This is a genomic window from Promicromonospora aerolata (assembly GCF_042682255.1).
Classification (GTDB): Bacteria; Actinomycetota; Actinomycetes; order Actinomycetales; family Cellulomonadaceae; genus Promicromonospora; species Promicromonospora aerolata.
On sequence record NZ_JBHUHF010000001.1, the window covers coordinates 1,366,808 to 1,383,980 of the forward strand.

The window sequence follows — 17,173 nt, forward strand, 5'->3', positions numbered from 1 at the left end:
GTCAGCTACGTCTCTGACGACGCACGCGTCAGACGTACAGGTCACCCACGTGACCTGTACGTCTGCCACCTGGCACATAGCATGTCGGGCATGGCCGCCGAGAAAGCGCTTACCTCCCCGATCCGCATCGACAGCTCCCGTCCCGCACGATCGATCCTCCGCCTGCTCGCCCGCCGGCCGGGGCGCATGTCGGTGGCGATCGGGGCGTTCACGCTCAAAGAGATCCCGATGTGGTTCCTGCCCGTCGTCACCGCCTCCGTCATCGACATCGTGGCAACGGGCGGGCCGGTGCGCGACGTGCTCGTCTGGTTCGCCGTGGCCGCCGCCCTGCTGCTGCAGAACTTTCCGAACCACCTGATCTACACGCGCAGCTTCATGACCGTGGTGCGCGACACCGGCGCCGGGCTGCGCAACGCGCTCGCCGCGCGCCTGCAGAGCCTGTCGATCGGATACCACACCCGGGCCAGCTCCTCGGTGGTGCAGACCAAGGTGGTGCGCGACGTCGAGAACATCGAGGTCATGCTCCAGCAGGTCACGCACCCGCTGCTGTCCTCGCTGATGGTGCTTGGTGGCGCCCTGACCATGACCGTGGTCAAGGTTCCCGAGTTCCTGCCCGTGTACGTGCTGGCCGTACCGCTCGCGCTCGGGATGCGCTGGGCCACGGCCCGCCGGTCCCGTGACCGCAACGAGCACTTCCGCCGCGAGGTCGAGGGCTTCGCCTCCCGCGTGGGCGAGATGGCGTCACTGATCCCGATCACCCGCGCCCACGGCCTGGAGCAGACGGCGGTGACGCGCCTCGCCGCCGGGGCCGACGGCGTGCGCCGCGCCGGCCTGCACCTCGACATGCTCAACGGGCGCGTCGCGTCACTGTCGTGGGTGACCATGCAGCTGCTCGGCGTCACGTGCCTCGCGCTTGCCGCGATCTTCTCCCTCACGGGCTTCCTGCCGGTCACGCCCGGCGAGGTGGTGCTGCTGTCCAGCTACTTCACGCTGCTCACGCAAGGGCTCACCCAGCTGCTCATGCTGATCCCGGTCACGGCACGCGGCATGGAGTCCGTGCGCTCGATCGCCGAGGTGCTCGAGGAGCCCGACCTCGAGGAGAACGCGGGCCGCCGCCCCGTCGACGCCGTCGCGGGCGAGCTCGCGCTCGATCACGTGCACCACCGCTACCCCGGCTCCGACGACGACGCGTTGCACGACGTCACGCTCACCGTCCCCGCGGGCCAGACCGTGGCGTTCGTCGGCTCGTCCGGGTCGGGCAAGTCGACGCTGCTCAACCTGGTGCTCGGCTTCATCCGCCCGACGTCGGGCCGGGTGCTCGTCGACGGGGCCGACGCGCAGGAGCTGGACCTGCGCACGGTGCGCCGCCATGTCTCGGTGGTGCCACAGGAGTCGGTGCTCTTCGAGGGCACCATCCGCGACAACGTCACCTACGGCCTGCCCGACGCGCCCGACGACGTGGTCCGCGCCGCGCTGCGCGACGCCAACGCGCTCGACTTCGTGGACGCCCAGCCCCAGGGGTGGGACACCGTCGTCGGCGAGCGTGGGGCGCGGCTCTCCGGCGGGCAGCGGCAGCGCATCGCGATCGCCCGCGCCCTGGTGCGAGACCCGCGCATCCTCCTGCTCGACGAGGCCACCAGCGCCCTGGACACCGAGTCGGAGACGCTCGTCAAGGAGGCGCTCGGCCGTCTGATGCGGGGGCGCACCACGCTCGTGGTCGCGCACCGGCTGTCGACGATCCGGCAGGCCGACCGCATCATCGTGCTGGAGCGCGGCCGGATCGTCGAGCAGGGTACGCACGACGTGCTGGTCGCACGCGGCGGCCGGTACGCGACCCTGCACGCGACCCAGGCCGGCTAGCCACGGTCGTGTCGGGGCCCGGCGGGTGTATCGCGAACGTATGCAGAACTGCATACGCCGCCGGAACAGGGCACCTGCTGCACTGAGGCCATGAACCACGACGCGTCACCGCCAGGACCGGCCGGGCCGCCCCGCACGACGCCGCTCGCCGGCCTGGCGGTCCTCGGCACGGTGATGTTCGGTGTGGCGATGCTCGGCGTGGCGGTCGCCGCGTTCCTCTCGTTCGGCATGTTCGTACGCATGCTGTCCGTGCCGTTGCGCACGCCGGACTGGCACGTCTGGGTCGGTACGTTCAACGGCATCGCGCTCATCACGCTGGCCGCACTGCCGGTCGCGGCGCTGACGGCGTGGGCGCTCGCCCGCCGTCGGCGCGCCCTCGGCACGACGGCGGCGTGGCAGAGGTCGTTCGCCGAGGTCGGCATCGCCTACGGGACCGTGCCGTGGGTGTGGATCACCATGATCCCGGGCAGCGGCGCGGGCGTCGTGCCCGGCCGGCTCAGCCTGGTCCCGCTGCAGGACCTGGCCACGATGGGGTCCGCCGGGATCATCGGCAACCTGCTGGTGCTCGCGGCCCTGGGGGCGCTCGCTCCGCTGCGGTTCGCCGCGCTGCGGTCGGTGCCACGGGTGCTGGCGCTCGCGGCGGCCTGCTCGGCCCTGATCGAGGTCGCGCAGCTCGTCCTGCGGCTGGACCGCGTCTCCTCGGTGGACGACGTGCTGCTCAACACCGCCGGCGCCGGGCTGGCCGCGCTGGTCTCGCGCCCGTGGTGGCGGTCGCTGCCCCGGACGGCAGGCACCCGCACGCCCGTGGCACCCGCGACCTAGGCTGCACGTATGCGCGTGCTGATCGTGGAGGACGAGCCCTATCTGGCCGAGGCCGTCCGGGACGGTCTCCGGCTGGAGGCGATCGCCGCCGACATCGCCGGCGACGGCGACTCGGCCCTGGAGCTGCTCGGCGTCAACTCCTACGACCTCGCGGTCCTCGACCGCGACATCCCCGGACCCTCCGGCGACGAGGTCGCCCGGCACATCGTCGCCTCCGGCAGCGGCATCCCGATCCTCATGCTCACGGCCGCCGACCGGATCGACGACAAGGCGTCCGGGTTCGAGCTCGGCGCCGACGACTACCTCACCAAGCCGTTCGAGCTCCGCGAGCTCGTCCTGCGGCTGCGGGCGCTCGACCGCAGGCGCGGGCGCACCCGGCCACCGGTCAGCGAGATCGCGGGGCTCCGGCTGGACCCCTTCCGCCGGGAGGTCTACCGGGACGGCCGCTACGTCGCGCTGACCAGGAAGCAGTTCGCCGTGCTCGAGGTGCTCGTCGCCGCGGAGGGCGGCGTCGTCAGCGCCGAGGAGCTGCTCGAACGGGCCTGGGACGAGAACGCGGACCCGTTCACCAACGCCGTGCGCATCACGGTCTCGGCCTTGCGCAAGCGACTCGGCGAACCCTGGATCATCGCCACGGTGCCCGGCGTCGGCTACCGCATCGACCCGGCACCCGGCGACGACCCGGCACGAGCCCTCGACGCCGAACCCGGACCCGGGCCTGGAGCCGGCCCCGGCCGTAGCCCCGAGCCCGAAAGACCGGAACGTGGATAGGCGGCCGGGCATGAGCGTCCGCCTCAAGCTCACGCTCAGCTACGCCGGGTTCCTCATGGTCGCCGGCGTCCTGCTCCTCGCGGTCGTGTGGGTCTTCCTGCTGCGGTACGTGCCCGACGCCGAGGTCATGGTCGGGCCTGGCGGCTTGTTCATCCCCAACCGCACCGACCTCACCCGCGCGTTCTTCCCGAGGGCGGCCGCGGCACTGGCCTTCCTGCTGGTGCTCGGGCTCCTCGGCGGGTGGCTCCTCGCCGGCCGCGTGCTCGGCCCGCTGGCTCGCATCACCGCCGCCACCCGCAGCGCGGCGCGCGGGTCGCTCTCGCACCGGATCCGGCTCCCCGGCCCGAGCGACGAGTTCCGCGAGCTCGCCGACGCCTTCGACGCCATGCTGGCCCGGCTGGAGGCCCACGTCGCCGAGCAGCAGCGGTTCGCGGCCAACGCCTCGCACGAGCTGCGCACTCCGCTGGCGATCACCCGGACGCTGCTCGACGTGGCCCGCAACGACCCTGACGCCGACACCCGTCAGCTCGTCGCGCGCCTGCACGCCGTCAACACCCGGGCCGTCGACCTGACCGAGGCGCTGCTGCTGCTCAGCCGCGCGGACCAGCGCTCCTTCACCCGGGAACCCGTCGACCTGTCCCTGGCCGCCGACGAGGCGACCGAGACGCTGATCCCCCTCGCCGAGGAGCGCGGTGTCACGCTGAGGACCTCCGGGGACGTCGCTCCGGCCAACGGGTCACCGGCGCTCCTGCTGCAGCTGACGACGAACCTCGTGCACAACGCCATCGTGCACAACCTGCCCGAGCACGGGACCGTGTGGGTCACCACGCGCGGCAGCCCCGGCGGGGCGGAGCTCACCGTCGAGAACACGGGCGCCCGGCTCAGCGCGCCGCTGGTCGCGACGCTCACCGAACCGTTCCGGCGCGGTGCCGAACGGCTCCGCAGCGACCACGCGGGCGTCGGCCTCGGTCTGGCGATCGTCAAGAGCATCACCCGGGCCCACGACGGGACCCTCGTGCTCGCGCCCCGGGCCGACGGCGGGCTACGGGTCACGGTGCGGCTCCCGGCCGGGCCCGACACGCCACACGCTGCCGGGGGGCACCTATCGGCGGCATATCGGAAAACGGAGACGTCCTGACAACGTCGTGCCCGCTGTGCTGGAGGCATGACTCGACAGGACCTCATCCAGCCCCCGGCCCACGTCAGCGCCCGCACGTCCCGGCGCACCGGCCGGCGCCCCGTGGCCGTCGGCCTCGTCGTGGCCTCCGTCGTGCTGGCCGCCGTCTTCGGCGCCTATCCCCTGCTCGACCGCGCCGACTCGCCCGTCGTCCAGGCCGTGGACGGCGTGCTGGACCCGGGCGCCGACCCGGCCGGGTCGACCGGCGTGGACGGCGGCGAGATCCCCGACGGCGCGGCGACGCTCGCCGACGACCTCCCGGCGGTCACCGGGCTCGACCCGGCGCTCACGGAGGCCGTCCGGCAGGCCGCCAGCGACGCCGCGACCGACGGGATCGACTTCTGGGTCACGAGCGGCTGGCGCAGCCCCGCCTTCCAGCAGCGGCTGCTCGACGAGGCGGTGCGCAAGCACGGGAGCCTGGAGAAGGCCCGCGAGCTGGTCAGCACGCCCGAGCTCTCCGAGCACGTCCACGGCAAGGCCGTCGACATCGGGCCGACCGAGGGCGCGTACTGGCTGGTCGAGCACGGCACCGACTACGGGCTGTGCCAGGTGTACTCGAACGAGATCTGGCACTTCGAGCTCCTGACCGAGCCGGGCGGCACGTGCCCGCCGATGCTCGACGGCGCGGCGGGCTGAGCGGCCGAACCACCGGTCCTGACTCCGGTTCAGCAGGCTGCCGGGGGCCGTAACCACCGGAGATATGGTCGCTGGCGGCCTGCTGAACGCAACTCAGCGCACGATCAGTTCGCCAGGACCGCCGACAGCGCGATCAGGACGTCGTCTTCCGGGATGCGTTCCTGCTCGATGCGCCGGAACTCGGCCGGTCCTGCGGTCGCCACAGTGTGGTAGGCCGCCGTCTCGCCCGAGGTCAGGCCGGCGAGGCGGGCGGATGATGGCGGGATCGGTCGACCGTCCGGGTCGGTACTTACGCCCAGGGCCGCGTACCGCTGTGCAGTCGGCCCGTCCATCAGGATCGAAGAGACGGCGCGGCCCGGTTCCCCGGCACGGCCTGGGGCGGCAAGCGCTCGCCGGAAATGAGCGAGGATGACGAACCCGTCCGCGTCGATGTCGCCCCAGTAGACGACGTTCTCCACCCGCCGGATCCACGGGATGTCGGAGAGGCGCGAGGCTGCCGCCTTCCCTCCCCCCTCCACGACGATCGTGCCGTCAACGGGCGGGAACCAGAGTCGACTGTCGCGGTTCTCCACGACGAGCACCGTCCTGGGTTCGTACGCAAGGTCGTGGACATCGCCCGTGGTCCACGCATCGTGCCGACGCCCGCCCGTGGCCAGGTACGTCGGATCCACATACGTCAGGTGCACGACGGCGAGCCGGGGCCGCACCTCCTCCAGCACGTCTCGTCCAGTGACCTCCCGCAGGAGCTGCGCGTTCGCCTCGAGCCACTTCGAGTGCATACCTGGCATCGGTAGCTGCCGGGCCGTCCAGCCGCTGAGGTCGGGGTGACCCGCCAGCCACGTGACGGCGTCGGCCAGCACTTCCACGTCGGCGTCCGACAGCTTGCACGCCCCCTTGAGCGTGCCAGGAGCCAGCCCCGCGCCCGCCGCGCGCAGCCGGCGCGCGACCGCGCGAGCACGATCGAGACCGACCATCGGCGTCGTTCCGCCGGCCTGCCGGACCGCCGCGAGAGCAGCATCCAGCCCCGTAGCGATGAGCTCGACGGGCGCGTCGACCGGGACCCGCTCCACCACCACGCGCTGAGCGACGATCTCGATCCCGGGCAGGTCGGCCACGCCGACCTCGCGCCAGGCCTCAGTCCAGTCGTACCAAACATCGAATCCGAGCCGCGCCACCGCAGCACCGGTGGAGACACCCGGCCGGAGCCGAATCGTCACGCGGTACGACTCCCCACCCTCGAGCTCGGCACACACGGCCGCTGCCCAGTCACGGGCGATCTTCCCGGCCAGCCGGGAACCCGCTTGCTGCGGCAGGACCAGCCGTTCGGTCACGACAGCTCGGCCGGCTCGGCGACCCCCGCGACCAGCTTCGTCCGCGAGCGCCCCGAGGCGTCCTTCAGCACCACGTACTTGGCCTCGACGTGCGGTTCGAGGGCGCTGAACTTGTCGTTCGGCGCGCCGATGACGAGCTGGAAGCCGAGCCCCCGCCAGGCGCCGATCGCACGTCCGGTGAACTGCGCGTCGGCCTTGATGAGGGCCTCGTCGAGGAACACCGGGGCGTAGCGTGGCCGGGTCTCGCCGGCGTCGCCGAGCTGGTAGCGCAGGGCGGCCCCGACGATGAAGGCGACCAGCTCCTGGGACTCGCCGCCTGACTTCTCGCCGATGCTGTCGTAGTGCGCCACGTGGTTGCCGTCGAGGTCGACCTTCTCGGCGCTGAGCCGTACGTGCCGCCGCACGTCGACAAGGTCGGCGAAGTCCGGTGCGGTGCGGCGGATGCGGTCGACCACCCTGGCCATGCGGAGGAAGCGCTTCTCGCGCTCGTCGTCGGTGGCCTCGCGGGTCATGATCTCGCGCAGGCCGCGCAGCTCCTTGCGGAACGAGGCGACGACGGCGGACTGGTTGTCGCTCGCGTCGATCCGCAGGCGGTGGTCGTCGTCGGCGAACGGCAGGTCGGCGAGGATGTCGTTGACCGGTCCGATCCGCTCCTTGATCTCGCGGACCGCTCCGGTCAGGGCGCTGTGCAGGTCGGTGAGGTCGTTCCCGGACAGGCGCAGCAGGCTGTTGCGCCAGTCCGCCTCGAGCTCGTGGATGCCGTTGGTCTCCAGGTCGGTCAGGATCCGGTCGTAGTCGCCGTAGGAGGCGTCCGGATCGGTGCCGAGGTTGGGGTCGTGCCAGCGTTCCTTGAAGTTCTCGAACGTGCGGCGCAGCGCTTCCCGGGCCGTGCCGAGGGTGGTCTGCGCGGTCTCGCGGTCGGCCTTGAGCCGCTCGGTCGCCTGCCGCAGCGTGTCGTCGAAGGCTGCGAGCGCGGCGTCCGGTGCGTCGGCGCCCGGCGCCGGGTCGGGGCCTGTCCCGTGGAGCAGCGCGTCCAGGTATTCCTGCTGTTCTGGGCGCACCACGACGGCCGCGTCCTCGGCGTCGTCGAGCGCCTGCTGTGCGGTGTCGACCTCGTCGGTGATCGCGGTCCAGCGTGCCTTGAGTTCGTCGGCGTGCGCCCGTGTCTGCCCGAGGCTCTGGTTGAGCTCGTCGATGCGCCGCTCCAGGGTGCCGGACTGCTCCTGGAGGCGGGCCACCTCGGGGTTGCCGGAGGTGACCTCGTCGATCACCGACGTCCACCGGGCCTGCTCGGCCGCGACGGCGTCGACGTCCACCTGCTCCCACGCCAGGGCACCGACCGTGCGGTACGCGGAGAGCTCCTCGTCGTACCGGTTCAGTGCGTCGTCGGCGGCCGCCACCTGGTCCTGCGTGGCCGCGAGCGCGGTGCGGGCGCGGTCGAGCTGGTCGTCCAGGTCGGCGAGCAGGCGGCCGTTGGTGAAGCCGAGGACGTTGGAGCGGAGGTTGCCGCCGTGGGCGCCCCTGGCCCCCTCGGACACCTGTCCCGACTGGGTGAGGGCCTGCGTGTGCTGGCCGAGCTGGCCGGGGGTCTCGACGCAGACGTAGGCGAAGCGCCGGGCCAGCTCGCTGGAGAGCCAGCCCGCGAACGGTCCCCGGCGGATGTCGAGCCGCCCGGGCAGGGTCCGCGAGTCGTGCTGCACGTCGTCGCGCATGCCGGTCGACACGGCCTCGAACCGCACGCGGGTGGAGGTCGGCACGCCGTCGATGGCCTTGCGGAACGCCGTGAGCCGGGCGGTGTCGATGAGCATCTTGGTGGCGAAGCCGCCCAGGGCGAGGTTGAAGGCACCACGCCAGGGTTCGAACTCGGTGCGGACCTCCAGGAGCTCGCCCACGAAGGGCAGGTCCTCCGGGGTCAGCCCGGCGGCGTCGGCCAGCGCGGCGCGGGCGCGGTGCAGGTGGTCGGGGATGTTACCGCGGCGTTCCGCGGCGAGGGTGCGCTGCTTCTCCAGCTCGGCCAGGTGGCTCCGCGCGGCGCTCTGCGCGGACATCGCCTCGCCGTACGCGGTGCGTGCGGCCTGCTTGGAGCCGACGTCGTCCAGGGCCGCTCGGGCGCGCGCGGCCAGGGCCGCGAACTCGGCCTCCGTGGTGGCGCGGGCATCAAGGACCCGCAGGGCGCCGTCGAGCCGCTCCCGGGCGCGGTCCACCTCGGTCCGCCGGGAGCCGACCGCCTTCAGCTCGCGCTGTGCGGTGGCCAGCCGGTCGCCGCCGGACGCGCGCAGCGTCTCCTGCACCGCGTCCGCCTCGGCCTTCGCCGCCGCGATCCGGGAGGTGGTCTCGGCGGCGAGCGTCAGGGCGTCCCGGTGGCCGGTCTGCAGGTCGTGCTCGACGGCGCGCAGGAGGTCGAGCCGGCGCCCGTGGCGCCACAGCGCGGCGGGCGACGTGTCGTCCGTGAAGGACCCGATCTGCTCGATCACCTGCAGACGCCGTGCCGCGCCGTCGATGGCGGCGTGGTGCTCTCGGATGGGCGAGAGTGCGTTGACCTGGCGCTTCGCGGTGATCATCTGCTCGCGGGTACCGGCGAGCTCGTCGAAGTGCTCGACCACCTCGTCCGCCTTGGCCAGCGTGTCCGGCTCCTCCAGGACCATGGCCTTGTACAGGGCGTCGACCGTGGTGATCTGCTGGCCGGCCTGGATCCGGCCCAGCAGCCCCACCGCCTTGTTGCCGTCGCCGGACGCGCCGATCCCGAGCGTCGAGTGCAGGCGTGCGGTGAACTCGCGGTCGGTGTCGAAGCAGGTCAGTCCGGCGGCGGTCACGGCAGGTCGCGAGAGCCGCTGTGCGGCCGCCGGCTCCAGGCCCGCCAGGTGGAAGGACCCGTCGCTGGTGGCCCGCAGCGCGGTCACCTCGTCGAGGCTGCGGGCGGCGGCCGGCACGTACCAGGCGCGCAGTGCGGTGAAGTGCGTCCCGGACTGGTCCACCCACGTCATCGCGATCGCGGACCAGGTGTCGCGTCCGTCGCCGCGCAGCACGCGCTGGCGGGTCCCGTCGTCCGTGCGGGACTCGTCGATCTTGCCGCGTGCGTAGGACAGGATGTTGCGCTGGTCCTTGCCTCGCGGCCGGCCGACGACGCCGCCGTTCGACGCCCCGTTGAACGGCGTGGTGTGCGGCATCAGCAGGGCGATGTAGGCGTCCATCAGTGTGGACTTGCCCGAGCCGGAGGCGCCGGACAGCAGCGACGCCGTCGACGCGAAACGCACCTGGTGGTGTCCGTCGTAGCCGCCCCAGTTGACCAGCTGGAGGTCGCGGGCGACCCACTGCTGCCCCGTCGAGGCGACCGGGATCATGCCGAACAGCGTGTCGATCATCGTCATCGCGGGTCCTCCTCGTCCGGACCGGCCGGCTGCGCCGCACCGGACTGCTCCACCACGGACGCCGCCTCGGGGCCGTGGGTCCGCTCGCGCAGCCAGTCGCGCAGCTCGACGAGCCGCTCGTTGCTGAGCACCACCTCGACCAGCGGCGTGACCCGGTAGCGACCCTCGGACTCCTCCTCGATGATCCCTTCCTTCTCCAGCCGCCGCACCGCGTTCCGGATCTCCGTCTGCCGCGCGGCCAGGTTCTTGTCCTCCGGGTCGAAGAAGGTCAGCACCATCTGCACGACCTCCTCGACGTCGACCCGCGCCGAGGTCTCCCCCGCTCCCCGCTCCCGCTGGAACACGGTGCGCAGGTGGACCAGCACCAGCGTCTCGGCCCGGCCGTACGGGTCGTCCTTCAGCAGGATCGGTACGTCCAGCTCGGCGGACCGGACCTGCTTCTTGTACGCGATGCCCCGGTCGTGGTCGACCACCAGGTGGACGAACAGGTCGTGCAACCGGGACTCGACGAGCTGCTGGTTCTCCAGCAGCGTGCGCCACTGCGCCCGGTTCTTGTCCGCCACGAGGAACCGGCGCTGCAGCAGGCGGACGAGCACGCGGCGCACCGCCACGTCCAGTGTTCCGGTGTCGCCGGCGAACGGCGCCTCCGGGTCCTCCTCCATCGAGACCGGCGTGATGAACCCGCCGGCCTCCTCGAGCGCTGCCTCAGTCATCCGTGTCTTCCTTCGTCCGTACCGTGACGCCACCGAACGCGAACCGCCTGCGGGACCCGTCGGGTCGCACCGCCTCGACGAACGCGACCTGATCGGTCTCTGTCATCCCGTTCCTGTGCGCGATCTCCAGCAGCCCGAGCAGGTCGACCGGGCGCCGGATCGGCGCGGGCGCACCGTTGAACACGGCGGCGAGATCCGCACCACCCATGCCTGCGGCGAACGACGACAGGTGGTCCATCAGCTCCGCGTAGTGCGGTCCGCCCCACTCGCGGGCACCGTCCTCCAGGCCGAGGTCCGGGTCGTCGTCCTGCACGCGCAGCGGCGCGGGCGGCTGCGGAGGGCTCAGGTCGCTCGTCGACTGCCGCAGGTGGGCGATCTCGGCCACGGGCAGCCGCCGCACCGGTGCCACGTCCTGGCCCCGGCGGGTGGTCGGCATCCACCGCTGGAACCCGATCATGACCTCGCGCAGCAGCTCGTCGACCTGCCGGTCCCGCAGCGGGTCGTGGTTGCGCACCTGGGTGGTGATCACGTGGGAGGCCTGGCGCTGCGCCTTGATGACCTCCGCGACACCCTGCTCGATCCGCCGGCCCACGTCGCGCAGCTCGGCACGCTGCTGCCCCGGCAGCCGCCCCGTGAACCGGTGCCGCAGCACGGTGTCGAGCTGGACGGAGAGCTCGTCGATCCGCTCCGGGTCGCCGATCAGCCGCATCGCGCCGGCGAACGCGCGACCCTCCGGCGTCGCGTTCATCACCTGCTCGCCCCGTTCCAGGTACTCGCGCAGGACGTCGCCCGACGGCCGCTCGTCCTGCCGCAGCGCGGTCACGACGTCGCGCTGCATGGCCCGGATCGACTCCGCGACGCGCGCGAAGTCCGCCGGGAGCTCGCGCACCAGGTGCAGCACGTTCTCCGCCTCCTCCAGCAGCACCTCGTCGTCGACCTCGTCGACCTCGCCCGTGCGCTGGATTCGCGTCAGCTCGTCCTGCAGCCTTCTGATCTGCGTGTCCAGCCGGGACATGCGCACCAGCACGTCCGGGTCCGAGTCCTGGGCGAGCCGCTCCACGGCGTCCAGCAGGGTCCGGACCCGCGACTCGGAGACGCGGGCCCGCGCTCCACCGGCCCGCCCGGCCACCTCCAGCGCCCCGACGGCGTGCGCGGAGAGCTGGTAGACCTCGACGTCGCCGTCGACGATCTGGCGCTTCAGCCAGCCCACGTCGGACCACTGGCGGCACAGCTCCCTGGCGCTGCCGAGCGGGATCGCCCGGGTGCCGTCGGCGTTGAGCTCGTACCCCTGCGCCCGCAGCTGGTCCAGCGCGTCACCGATCTCGGTGTGCGCCTCCGCGACGGGGACCGTCGAACGCTCGGGCGTGAACACGAGGGTCAGCAGCGAGACGACGAGCGGCGCGTACCTCCGGTGAAGGAGGTCCAGCATCGGCTCCTGGAAGGCCCGGAGCGCGCCCAGGTACGCACCCTCTGCACGAGTAATCATCGCCGGTCAGGGTACGTCGGACCGGCGACATTCACTGTCCCGTCCTCCACAGGCCTCTGCGAGTTCAGCCGGCTGAGCCTTCGGCGGTGGCGGGCAGGAGCTGGGCCGCGAGCGAACGGGCCGTTGCCGCCAGCGTCTCGACGTCCATCCCGCTCCGCCCCATGAAGGTCAGGCCCTGCTGCGCGGCGAGCAGTGCCCGTGCCCTGCCGACCGGGTCGGCGGAGGCCGGCAGGTCGCTCTCGGCCTGAGCCCGCGCCACGCACTCGGCCACGATCACCGTGATCCCCTCGTACGCCTGCCGTGCCTCCGCCGCGACGTCGGGATCGGCGGACGCCAGCTCGGTGGTGCTGTTGGCGAGCAGGCAGCCACGCCGGGCGGACACACCGTCGGGGTCGCCCACCGGCACCATCAGGAAGGACCACAGTGCGTCGACGGCGCGCGGCGCGGAGTCGACGGACCGGCGCAGCGCACCGTCGAGCGACGCCACGTACCGGCGCAGCACCCGGAGAAAGAGCTCGTGCTTGTCCCCGAAGGCGGCGTAGAGGCTGCCCTTGCCCAGGCCGGACACGGACATGAGGTCCTGCACCGAGGTGGCGGCGTAGCCCGTGTCCCAGAACTGGTCGCACACCGCGCGCAGCACCGTGTCCTCGTCGAACTGTCTCGGCCTCGCCATGCGCTCACGATAGCGATTCTTGACCGCTCGGTCCAGCAACCCTAATCTGGACCAGCCGGTCAAGAACCTGGGCGGGAGGCGTCCGCGGCCGGACGGACACCAGCCTCTGCGCACTCCATGCACCCACCACAGAGGAAGAATCGTCATGGGTCAGCTGACCAGCAAGACCGCCCTGGTGACCGGCGGAAGCTCGGGGATCGGGCTCGCCACGGCGAGGCGCTTCGTCGCCGAGGGCGCCCGCGTCTACCTCACCGGCCGGCGCAAGCCAGAGCTCGACGCGGCAGCCGAAGCGCTGGGCGACCAGGCCATCGCCATCCAGAACGACGTCTCCGACCTGGACGACCTCGACGGCCTGTTCCGGCGGATCGCCGACGACGGGGTCCGGCTCGATGTCCTCTTCGCGAACGCGGGCGGCGGAGAGACCGACCAGCCGCTGAACACCCTCACCCCGGAGAGCTTCGACCACACCTTCGGGATCAACGTGCGGGGTACCGTCTTCACGGTCCAGAAGGCGCTCCCGCTCCTGAACGACGGCGGCAGCGTCGTGCTCACGGGCTCCAGCTCGGCGAGCCGCGGCGTGGCGGGCTTCGGCGTCTACTCCGCCACCAAGGCCACCCTGCGCCAGTTCGCGCGGGTCTGGGCGGCCGAGCTCGCGCCCCGCCGGCTGCGCGTCAACACGGTGGTGCCCGGCCCCACCGACACCCCAGGACTCCGCGGTCTCGCCAAGGACCCGGGCCAGACCGCCGCGCTGCTCGACGGCATGGCCAGCAGCACGCCCATGGGTCGCGCCGCCGATCCGGCGGAGATCGCCAACGCCGTGCTGTTCCTCGCCTCCGACCAGTCGAGCTTCATGACGGGCAGCGAGCTCTTCGTGGACGGCGGCGAGGTGCAGGTCTACCCCTGACCCCCGCTCGGGCGGACCAGCCCGACCGGCGCCGGCCCGACCGCCCGGGCTCGGCCGTCGACGAGGACCTGCGCCAGCCGGCCGCGCAGGTCCTCGTCCGTGAGCGTCCCCACGTCGTCCACCCACTGCTCGATGCCCCCGCGGTGCGACAGCGCGCGCACCTGCGGGTCCGTGATCGCGCCGCGCAGCGTCCCGGCCACGCCGTCGCGCAGCCCCGTGAACGGCCGGTCGTAGAAGTCCTCGCAGGCCGGCCCGTCCAGCGTCGGCAGCCCGACGGCGCGCTGCCGCTCGTGCAGCGCCTCGCACGCCGCACGCAGGGCGGCGTCCCGCACCTGCCACGTGGGCGACGCGAGCGCGGCACCCACGTGCGGGTGGACCGCCGACGCCACGGGCAGCCGGCCGAAGAGCGTCCCCGCCCACGTGGGGTACGGGGGCCAGCGGCGCTCCAGCAGGAACCCGAGCCGGACCAGCGCCGTGACCAGGCGGGCGGCGATGAGCCGGGAACCGAGGTCGTCGCCCCGCTGCCCCGTGCGGCCCACGAACGGCAGCTCCTGCCCGACCCGCGTCCAGTCGGCGGCCAGGACGTGCAGCCACACGTCGTGCGGGTACCAGGCGAGCCGCTCGCGCAGCGCGGTGATCCTGCCGGCCGTGTCCTCGAACACCGGCCCGGCGGTGATCTCCAGCACGGACTGCCCCGTGAGCGACAGCCAGCCCGGCACGGTCGGACCGGCGCCGACGTCGAGCCCCGTGCGGGACCGGACGAAGCCGTCCGGCGTCGCGACCTCGATCCGGTGCCGCACCGCCGGGTCCCAGGTGAGCGGGAACGCCGTCGGCCGGCCCTGGTAGACCGCCGGGAGCGCCGCGGCCAGGAGCTCGTCGACCTCGCCCGTGCGGTCGGCCGGGACCAGCAGCGTGAGCCGGAGCCCCCAGTCGTGGTCCCGGGACGTGTAGTCGTCGAGCCCCAGCACGTCCGAGCCGGTGCCGAGCCGGCCGGCCGCCCGCGGCACGTCGGGCAGGTCGCGCTCCAGGATCGGGCGGACGACGTCGGCCCAGTACGCGCGGGCGAGCTCGGTTCCGGACATGCCGCCAACCTAGGAGCCGGGGCGGGGACGGTCCAGGTGAATCACGGAGCCGCTCGGCGCCCGGCTCACCGCACGTTCGCGGTCACGGCCCGCGCCGTGAAGCAGGTCGAGCCGCCCACGAAGATGCGGTCGCCGTCGGACAGCCAGCGCCGCTCCCCCGGTCGCAGCGGCTCCGCCGGGACGGCGTCGCCGCGCGCGGCGACGTAGGTGCCGTTGGCCGACCCGAGGTCGATGACGCTCCAGCCGCCCTCCACCCAGGCGATCTCGCAGTGCCTGCGCGAGACGCCGGAGTCGTCGCAGACGATGTCGGGCACCACGCCGCGGCTGCGCGACGCACGACCGACCACCAGGCGGGCGCCCGTCAGGGGCACCACGGCGTCGACCGACGACGTGATCAGGGTGTCCTCCGGGGCCTGGTCGGCCGACCAGGCGAAGTCCGACCGGATCTCAACCGCCCAGGCCGTGGGCTCCTGATCCGCCCGCATCGGCCGCACGTCGGGCAGCACCACGCGCGGCAGGGTGATCGAGTCGTCCGGCCGGGGTGCCGCACCGATCCGGACCGCCAGCAGGGGAACGTGCTCCCGGACGACGACCGGATGGGCGGCCAGCATCCTGGCCAGTCTCAGCGCGCCGTCGAGCGGGAGCCCGGCGCTGGGCTGCACCCGGACGTCGTCCCGCTTCTCCAGGAGGTGCTGGAGCACCATCGACCGGAACATCGGCGCGTGCATCAGGAGGTTGCCCGTGGTGACCGCCACCGGCTCGACCCCGGGATGGCGCAGCACGGCGCAGAGTCCGTCCGCCAGGGACCGGGCCGCCTCGTCGAGGATCTCCCGGCAGGCCAGGTCGCCGTTGCCCGCCGCCGTGATGACCTGCGGCGCGAACCCGGCGAACAGGGAGACGTCGGCGACCGCGGCCCACCGCTCGCGCCGCCCGAAGTGCCGCTCCGCGGCCTGCACCAGACTCGGTGACGCGCCCACCCGGCGGCCGTCCATCGACCGTGCCGCGGCGTCCAGCCCGCGCCTGCCGATCCACGCGCCGCCACCGTTGTCGCCCACGTGCGGCCCCATCCCGTCGGCGAGGTGCCACCGGCCGACGTCGTCGCACGCCACGGCCACGGCGCCGGTCCCGACGGCGAGCGTGGCGCCCGGACCGGAGCCGAGCGCGCCGAGGTGAGCCGTGACGGCGTCGCTCGAGACGGCGGTCGAGCTGGTACGCAGCTCCTCGGCGAGGATGTCGTGCACGAGGTTGGGGTCGAGGCTCCCCGCCTGCGTCTGCGACCGGAACCCGCGCATGCCGACGGCGGCGGCCGCCACCCGGGGACGCCCGCCGAACTCCGCGGCGAATCCGCGGCACAGGTTCCGCACCACGTCGGGCACCGTCGAGCGCCCGGCGACGACACCGGCGGGCGGCCCGGTGACCTCGTAGGACCGGCCGCCCGGCCCCGTGCTGACCCGCAGGCGCGAACCCGTGCCGCCGATGTCCACACCGGCTACCCCGGCGTCCGCCCCCGGGGCCCTCGCCCCGCCCTGCTGACCAGTCGCTATCGGCACCGGGCCATACTTACCCGAGATGTCGCAGTCCGCTATGCGTCGAGTGTCATATGCGCCCCGCGTAGCGAGCGGGCGGTGCCGGGGACAGGGTGGAGGCAAGGATCCCGAGGAGGTAGCCCGTGCCACGTGCCGGAACGACCCGGAGCAGGCCCGACCGTCCGGGCGCCCAGGAGTGGGTGCCCCCGCGGGCCGACGTCGAGGCCCTCACCCGGGCGGTCCACGACTGCCGCGGCTGCGAGCTGTGGCAGCCGGCGACCCAGGCCGTCTTCTCCGCCGGACCCGACGACGCGGCGGTGGCGCTGGTCGGCGAGCAGCCGGGCGACCAGGAGGACCGGGAAGGCGAGCCGTTCGTGGGCCCGGCGGGTCGCGTCCTGGCCGAGGCGCTGCAGGCGGCGGGCATGGACGCCGAGCAGGTGTACGTGACCAACGCGGTCAAGCACTTCCGGTTCACCGAGCGTGGCAAGCGGCGCCTGCACAAGAAGCCGGTCGTCGCGCACATCCGTGCGTGCGTGCCGTGGCTGGAGGCCGAGCTCACGGCCGTGCGGCCGCGGGTGGTGGTCGCCCTCGGCGCGACGGCCGCCCGGGCAGTGCTCGGGCACGAGGTCCGGATCGGCGCCGAGCGCGGGCACGTGCTCGACGGCGAGTCGCACGACGTGGTGATCACCACGCACCCGTCGGCGCTGCTCCGGCTACGGGACCGCGCGCGGTACGGCGAGGAGTTCGACGCGCTGGTCGCCGACCTGCGGACGGCGGCGGACGCGGCCGCAGGCTGACCACGCTCGCCCGCGTGCCGGAGCAGC

At 73.2% G+C, this 17,173-nt stretch carries 14 protein-coding genes; 7 read left to right on the forward strand and 7 right to left on the reverse strand.

Going from position 1 to position 17,173, the window contains the following annotated elements; translation table 11 throughout:
- Window positions 1–90 precede the first annotated feature (90 nt).
- The 5 genes from ACFSL2_RS06230 to ACFSL2_RS06250 all read left to right on the forward strand — a co-directional run bounded on the left by ACFSL2_RS06230 (window position 91) and on the right by ACFSL2_RS06250 (window position 5,266).
- Window positions 91–1,860, forward strand: coding sequence for an ABC transporter ATP-binding protein (locus ACFSL2_RS06230; protein WP_377197016.1), 1,770 nt, complete (start codon window positions 91–93; stop codon window positions 1,858–1,860).
- A 90-nt stretch (window positions 1,861–1,950) separates the two neighbouring features.
- Window positions 1,951–2,682: a VanZ family protein gene (locus ACFSL2_RS06235; protein ID WP_377197017.1), complete on the forward strand. Its 732-nt coding sequence runs from the start codon at window positions 1,951–1,953 to the stop codon at window positions 2,680–2,682.
- 9 nt (window positions 2,683–2,691) lie between these two features.
- Window positions 2,692–3,453 carry a response regulator transcription factor gene (locus ACFSL2_RS06240; protein WP_377197018.1) on the forward strand — a complete coding sequence of 254 codons (762 nt, stop codon included), beginning with the start codon at window positions 2,692–2,694 and terminating at the stop codon, window positions 3,451–3,453.
- Window positions 3,454–3,463: 10 nt separating this feature from the next.
- Entirely contained in the window at window positions 3,464–4,591 is a 1,128-nt protein-coding gene (locus ACFSL2_RS06245) for a sensor histidine kinase (protein ID WP_377197019.1), read from the forward strand.
- Between the two features lie 27 nt (window positions 4,592–4,618).
- Complete coding sequence (locus ACFSL2_RS06250; protein WP_377197020.1) at window positions 4,619–5,266, forward strand: M15 family metallopeptidase; 648 nt, start codon at window positions 4,619–4,621, stop codon at window positions 5,264–5,266.
- Between the two features lie 104 nt (window positions 5,267–5,370).
- On the opposite strand, the gene ACFSL2_RS06255 is transcribed toward ACFSL2_RS06250, so the two are convergent.
- The 5 genes from ACFSL2_RS06255 to ACFSL2_RS06275 form a co-directional block, all read right to left on the reverse strand.
- Complete coding sequence (locus ACFSL2_RS06255) at window positions 5,371–6,597, reverse strand: Wadjet anti-phage system protein JetD domain-containing protein (protein ID WP_377197021.1); 1,227 nt, start codon at window positions 6,595–6,597, stop codon at window positions 5,371–5,373.
- Entirely contained in the window at window positions 6,594–9,965 is a 3,372-nt protein-coding gene (locus tag ACFSL2_RS06260) for an ATP-binding protein (RefSeq protein ID WP_377197022.1), read from the reverse strand. The genes ACFSL2_RS06255 and ACFSL2_RS06260 overlap by 4 nt, the downstream gene beginning before the upstream one ends.
- Entirely contained in the window at window positions 9,962–10,678 is a 717-nt protein-coding gene (locus ACFSL2_RS06265; protein ID WP_377197023.1) for a DUF4194 domain-containing protein, read from the reverse strand. The genes ACFSL2_RS06260 and ACFSL2_RS06265 overlap by 4 nt, the downstream gene beginning before the upstream one ends.
- Entirely contained in the window at window positions 10,671–12,164 is a 1,494-nt protein-coding gene (locus ACFSL2_RS06270; RefSeq protein WP_377197024.1) for a DUF3375 domain-containing protein, read from the reverse strand. The genes ACFSL2_RS06265 and ACFSL2_RS06270 overlap by 8 nt, the downstream gene beginning before the upstream one ends.
- A 64-nt stretch (window positions 12,165–12,228) precedes the next feature.
- Window positions 12,229–12,837 (reverse strand): TetR/AcrR family transcriptional regulator, encoded by a 609-nt coding sequence (locus ACFSL2_RS06275; RefSeq protein WP_377197025.1) that lies wholly within the window; start codon window positions 12,835–12,837, stop codon window positions 12,229–12,231.
- 145 nt (window positions 12,838–12,982) lie between these two features.
- On the opposite strand from ACFSL2_RS06275, the gene ACFSL2_RS06280 reads away from it, so the two are divergent.
- Window positions 12,983–13,741 (forward strand): SDR family NAD(P)-dependent oxidoreductase, encoded by a 759-nt coding sequence (locus ACFSL2_RS06280; protein WP_377197026.1) that lies wholly within the window; start codon window positions 12,983–12,985, stop codon window positions 13,739–13,741.
- Here ACFSL2_RS06280 and ACFSL2_RS06285 read toward each other — a convergent pair.
- Together ACFSL2_RS06285 and ACFSL2_RS06290 are read right to left on the reverse strand one after the other, a co-directional pair.
- Window positions 13,732–14,823 carry a DUF4037 domain-containing protein gene (locus ACFSL2_RS06285; RefSeq protein WP_377197027.1) on the reverse strand — a complete coding sequence of 364 codons (1,092 nt, stop codon included), beginning with the start codon at window positions 14,821–14,823 and terminating at the stop codon, window positions 13,732–13,734. The two genes, ACFSL2_RS06280 and ACFSL2_RS06285, sit on opposite strands and share 10 nt — an antisense overlap.
- Before the next feature lie 65 nt (window positions 14,824–14,888).
- Window positions 14,889–16,373 carry a BadF/BadG/BcrA/BcrD ATPase family protein gene (locus ACFSL2_RS06290; protein ID WP_377197028.1) on the reverse strand — a complete coding sequence of 495 codons (1,485 nt, stop codon included), beginning with the start codon at window positions 16,371–16,373 and terminating at the stop codon, window positions 14,889–14,891.
- Between the two features lie 119 nt (window positions 16,374–16,492).
- Between ACFSL2_RS06290 and ACFSL2_RS06295 the strand changes: the two genes are divergently transcribed.
- A complete protein-coding gene (locus tag ACFSL2_RS06295; RefSeq protein ID WP_377197029.1) occupies window positions 16,493–17,146 on the forward strand; it encodes a UdgX family uracil-DNA binding protein in 654 nt (217 codons plus the stop codon).
- Window positions 17,147–17,173 lie beyond the last annotated feature (27 nt).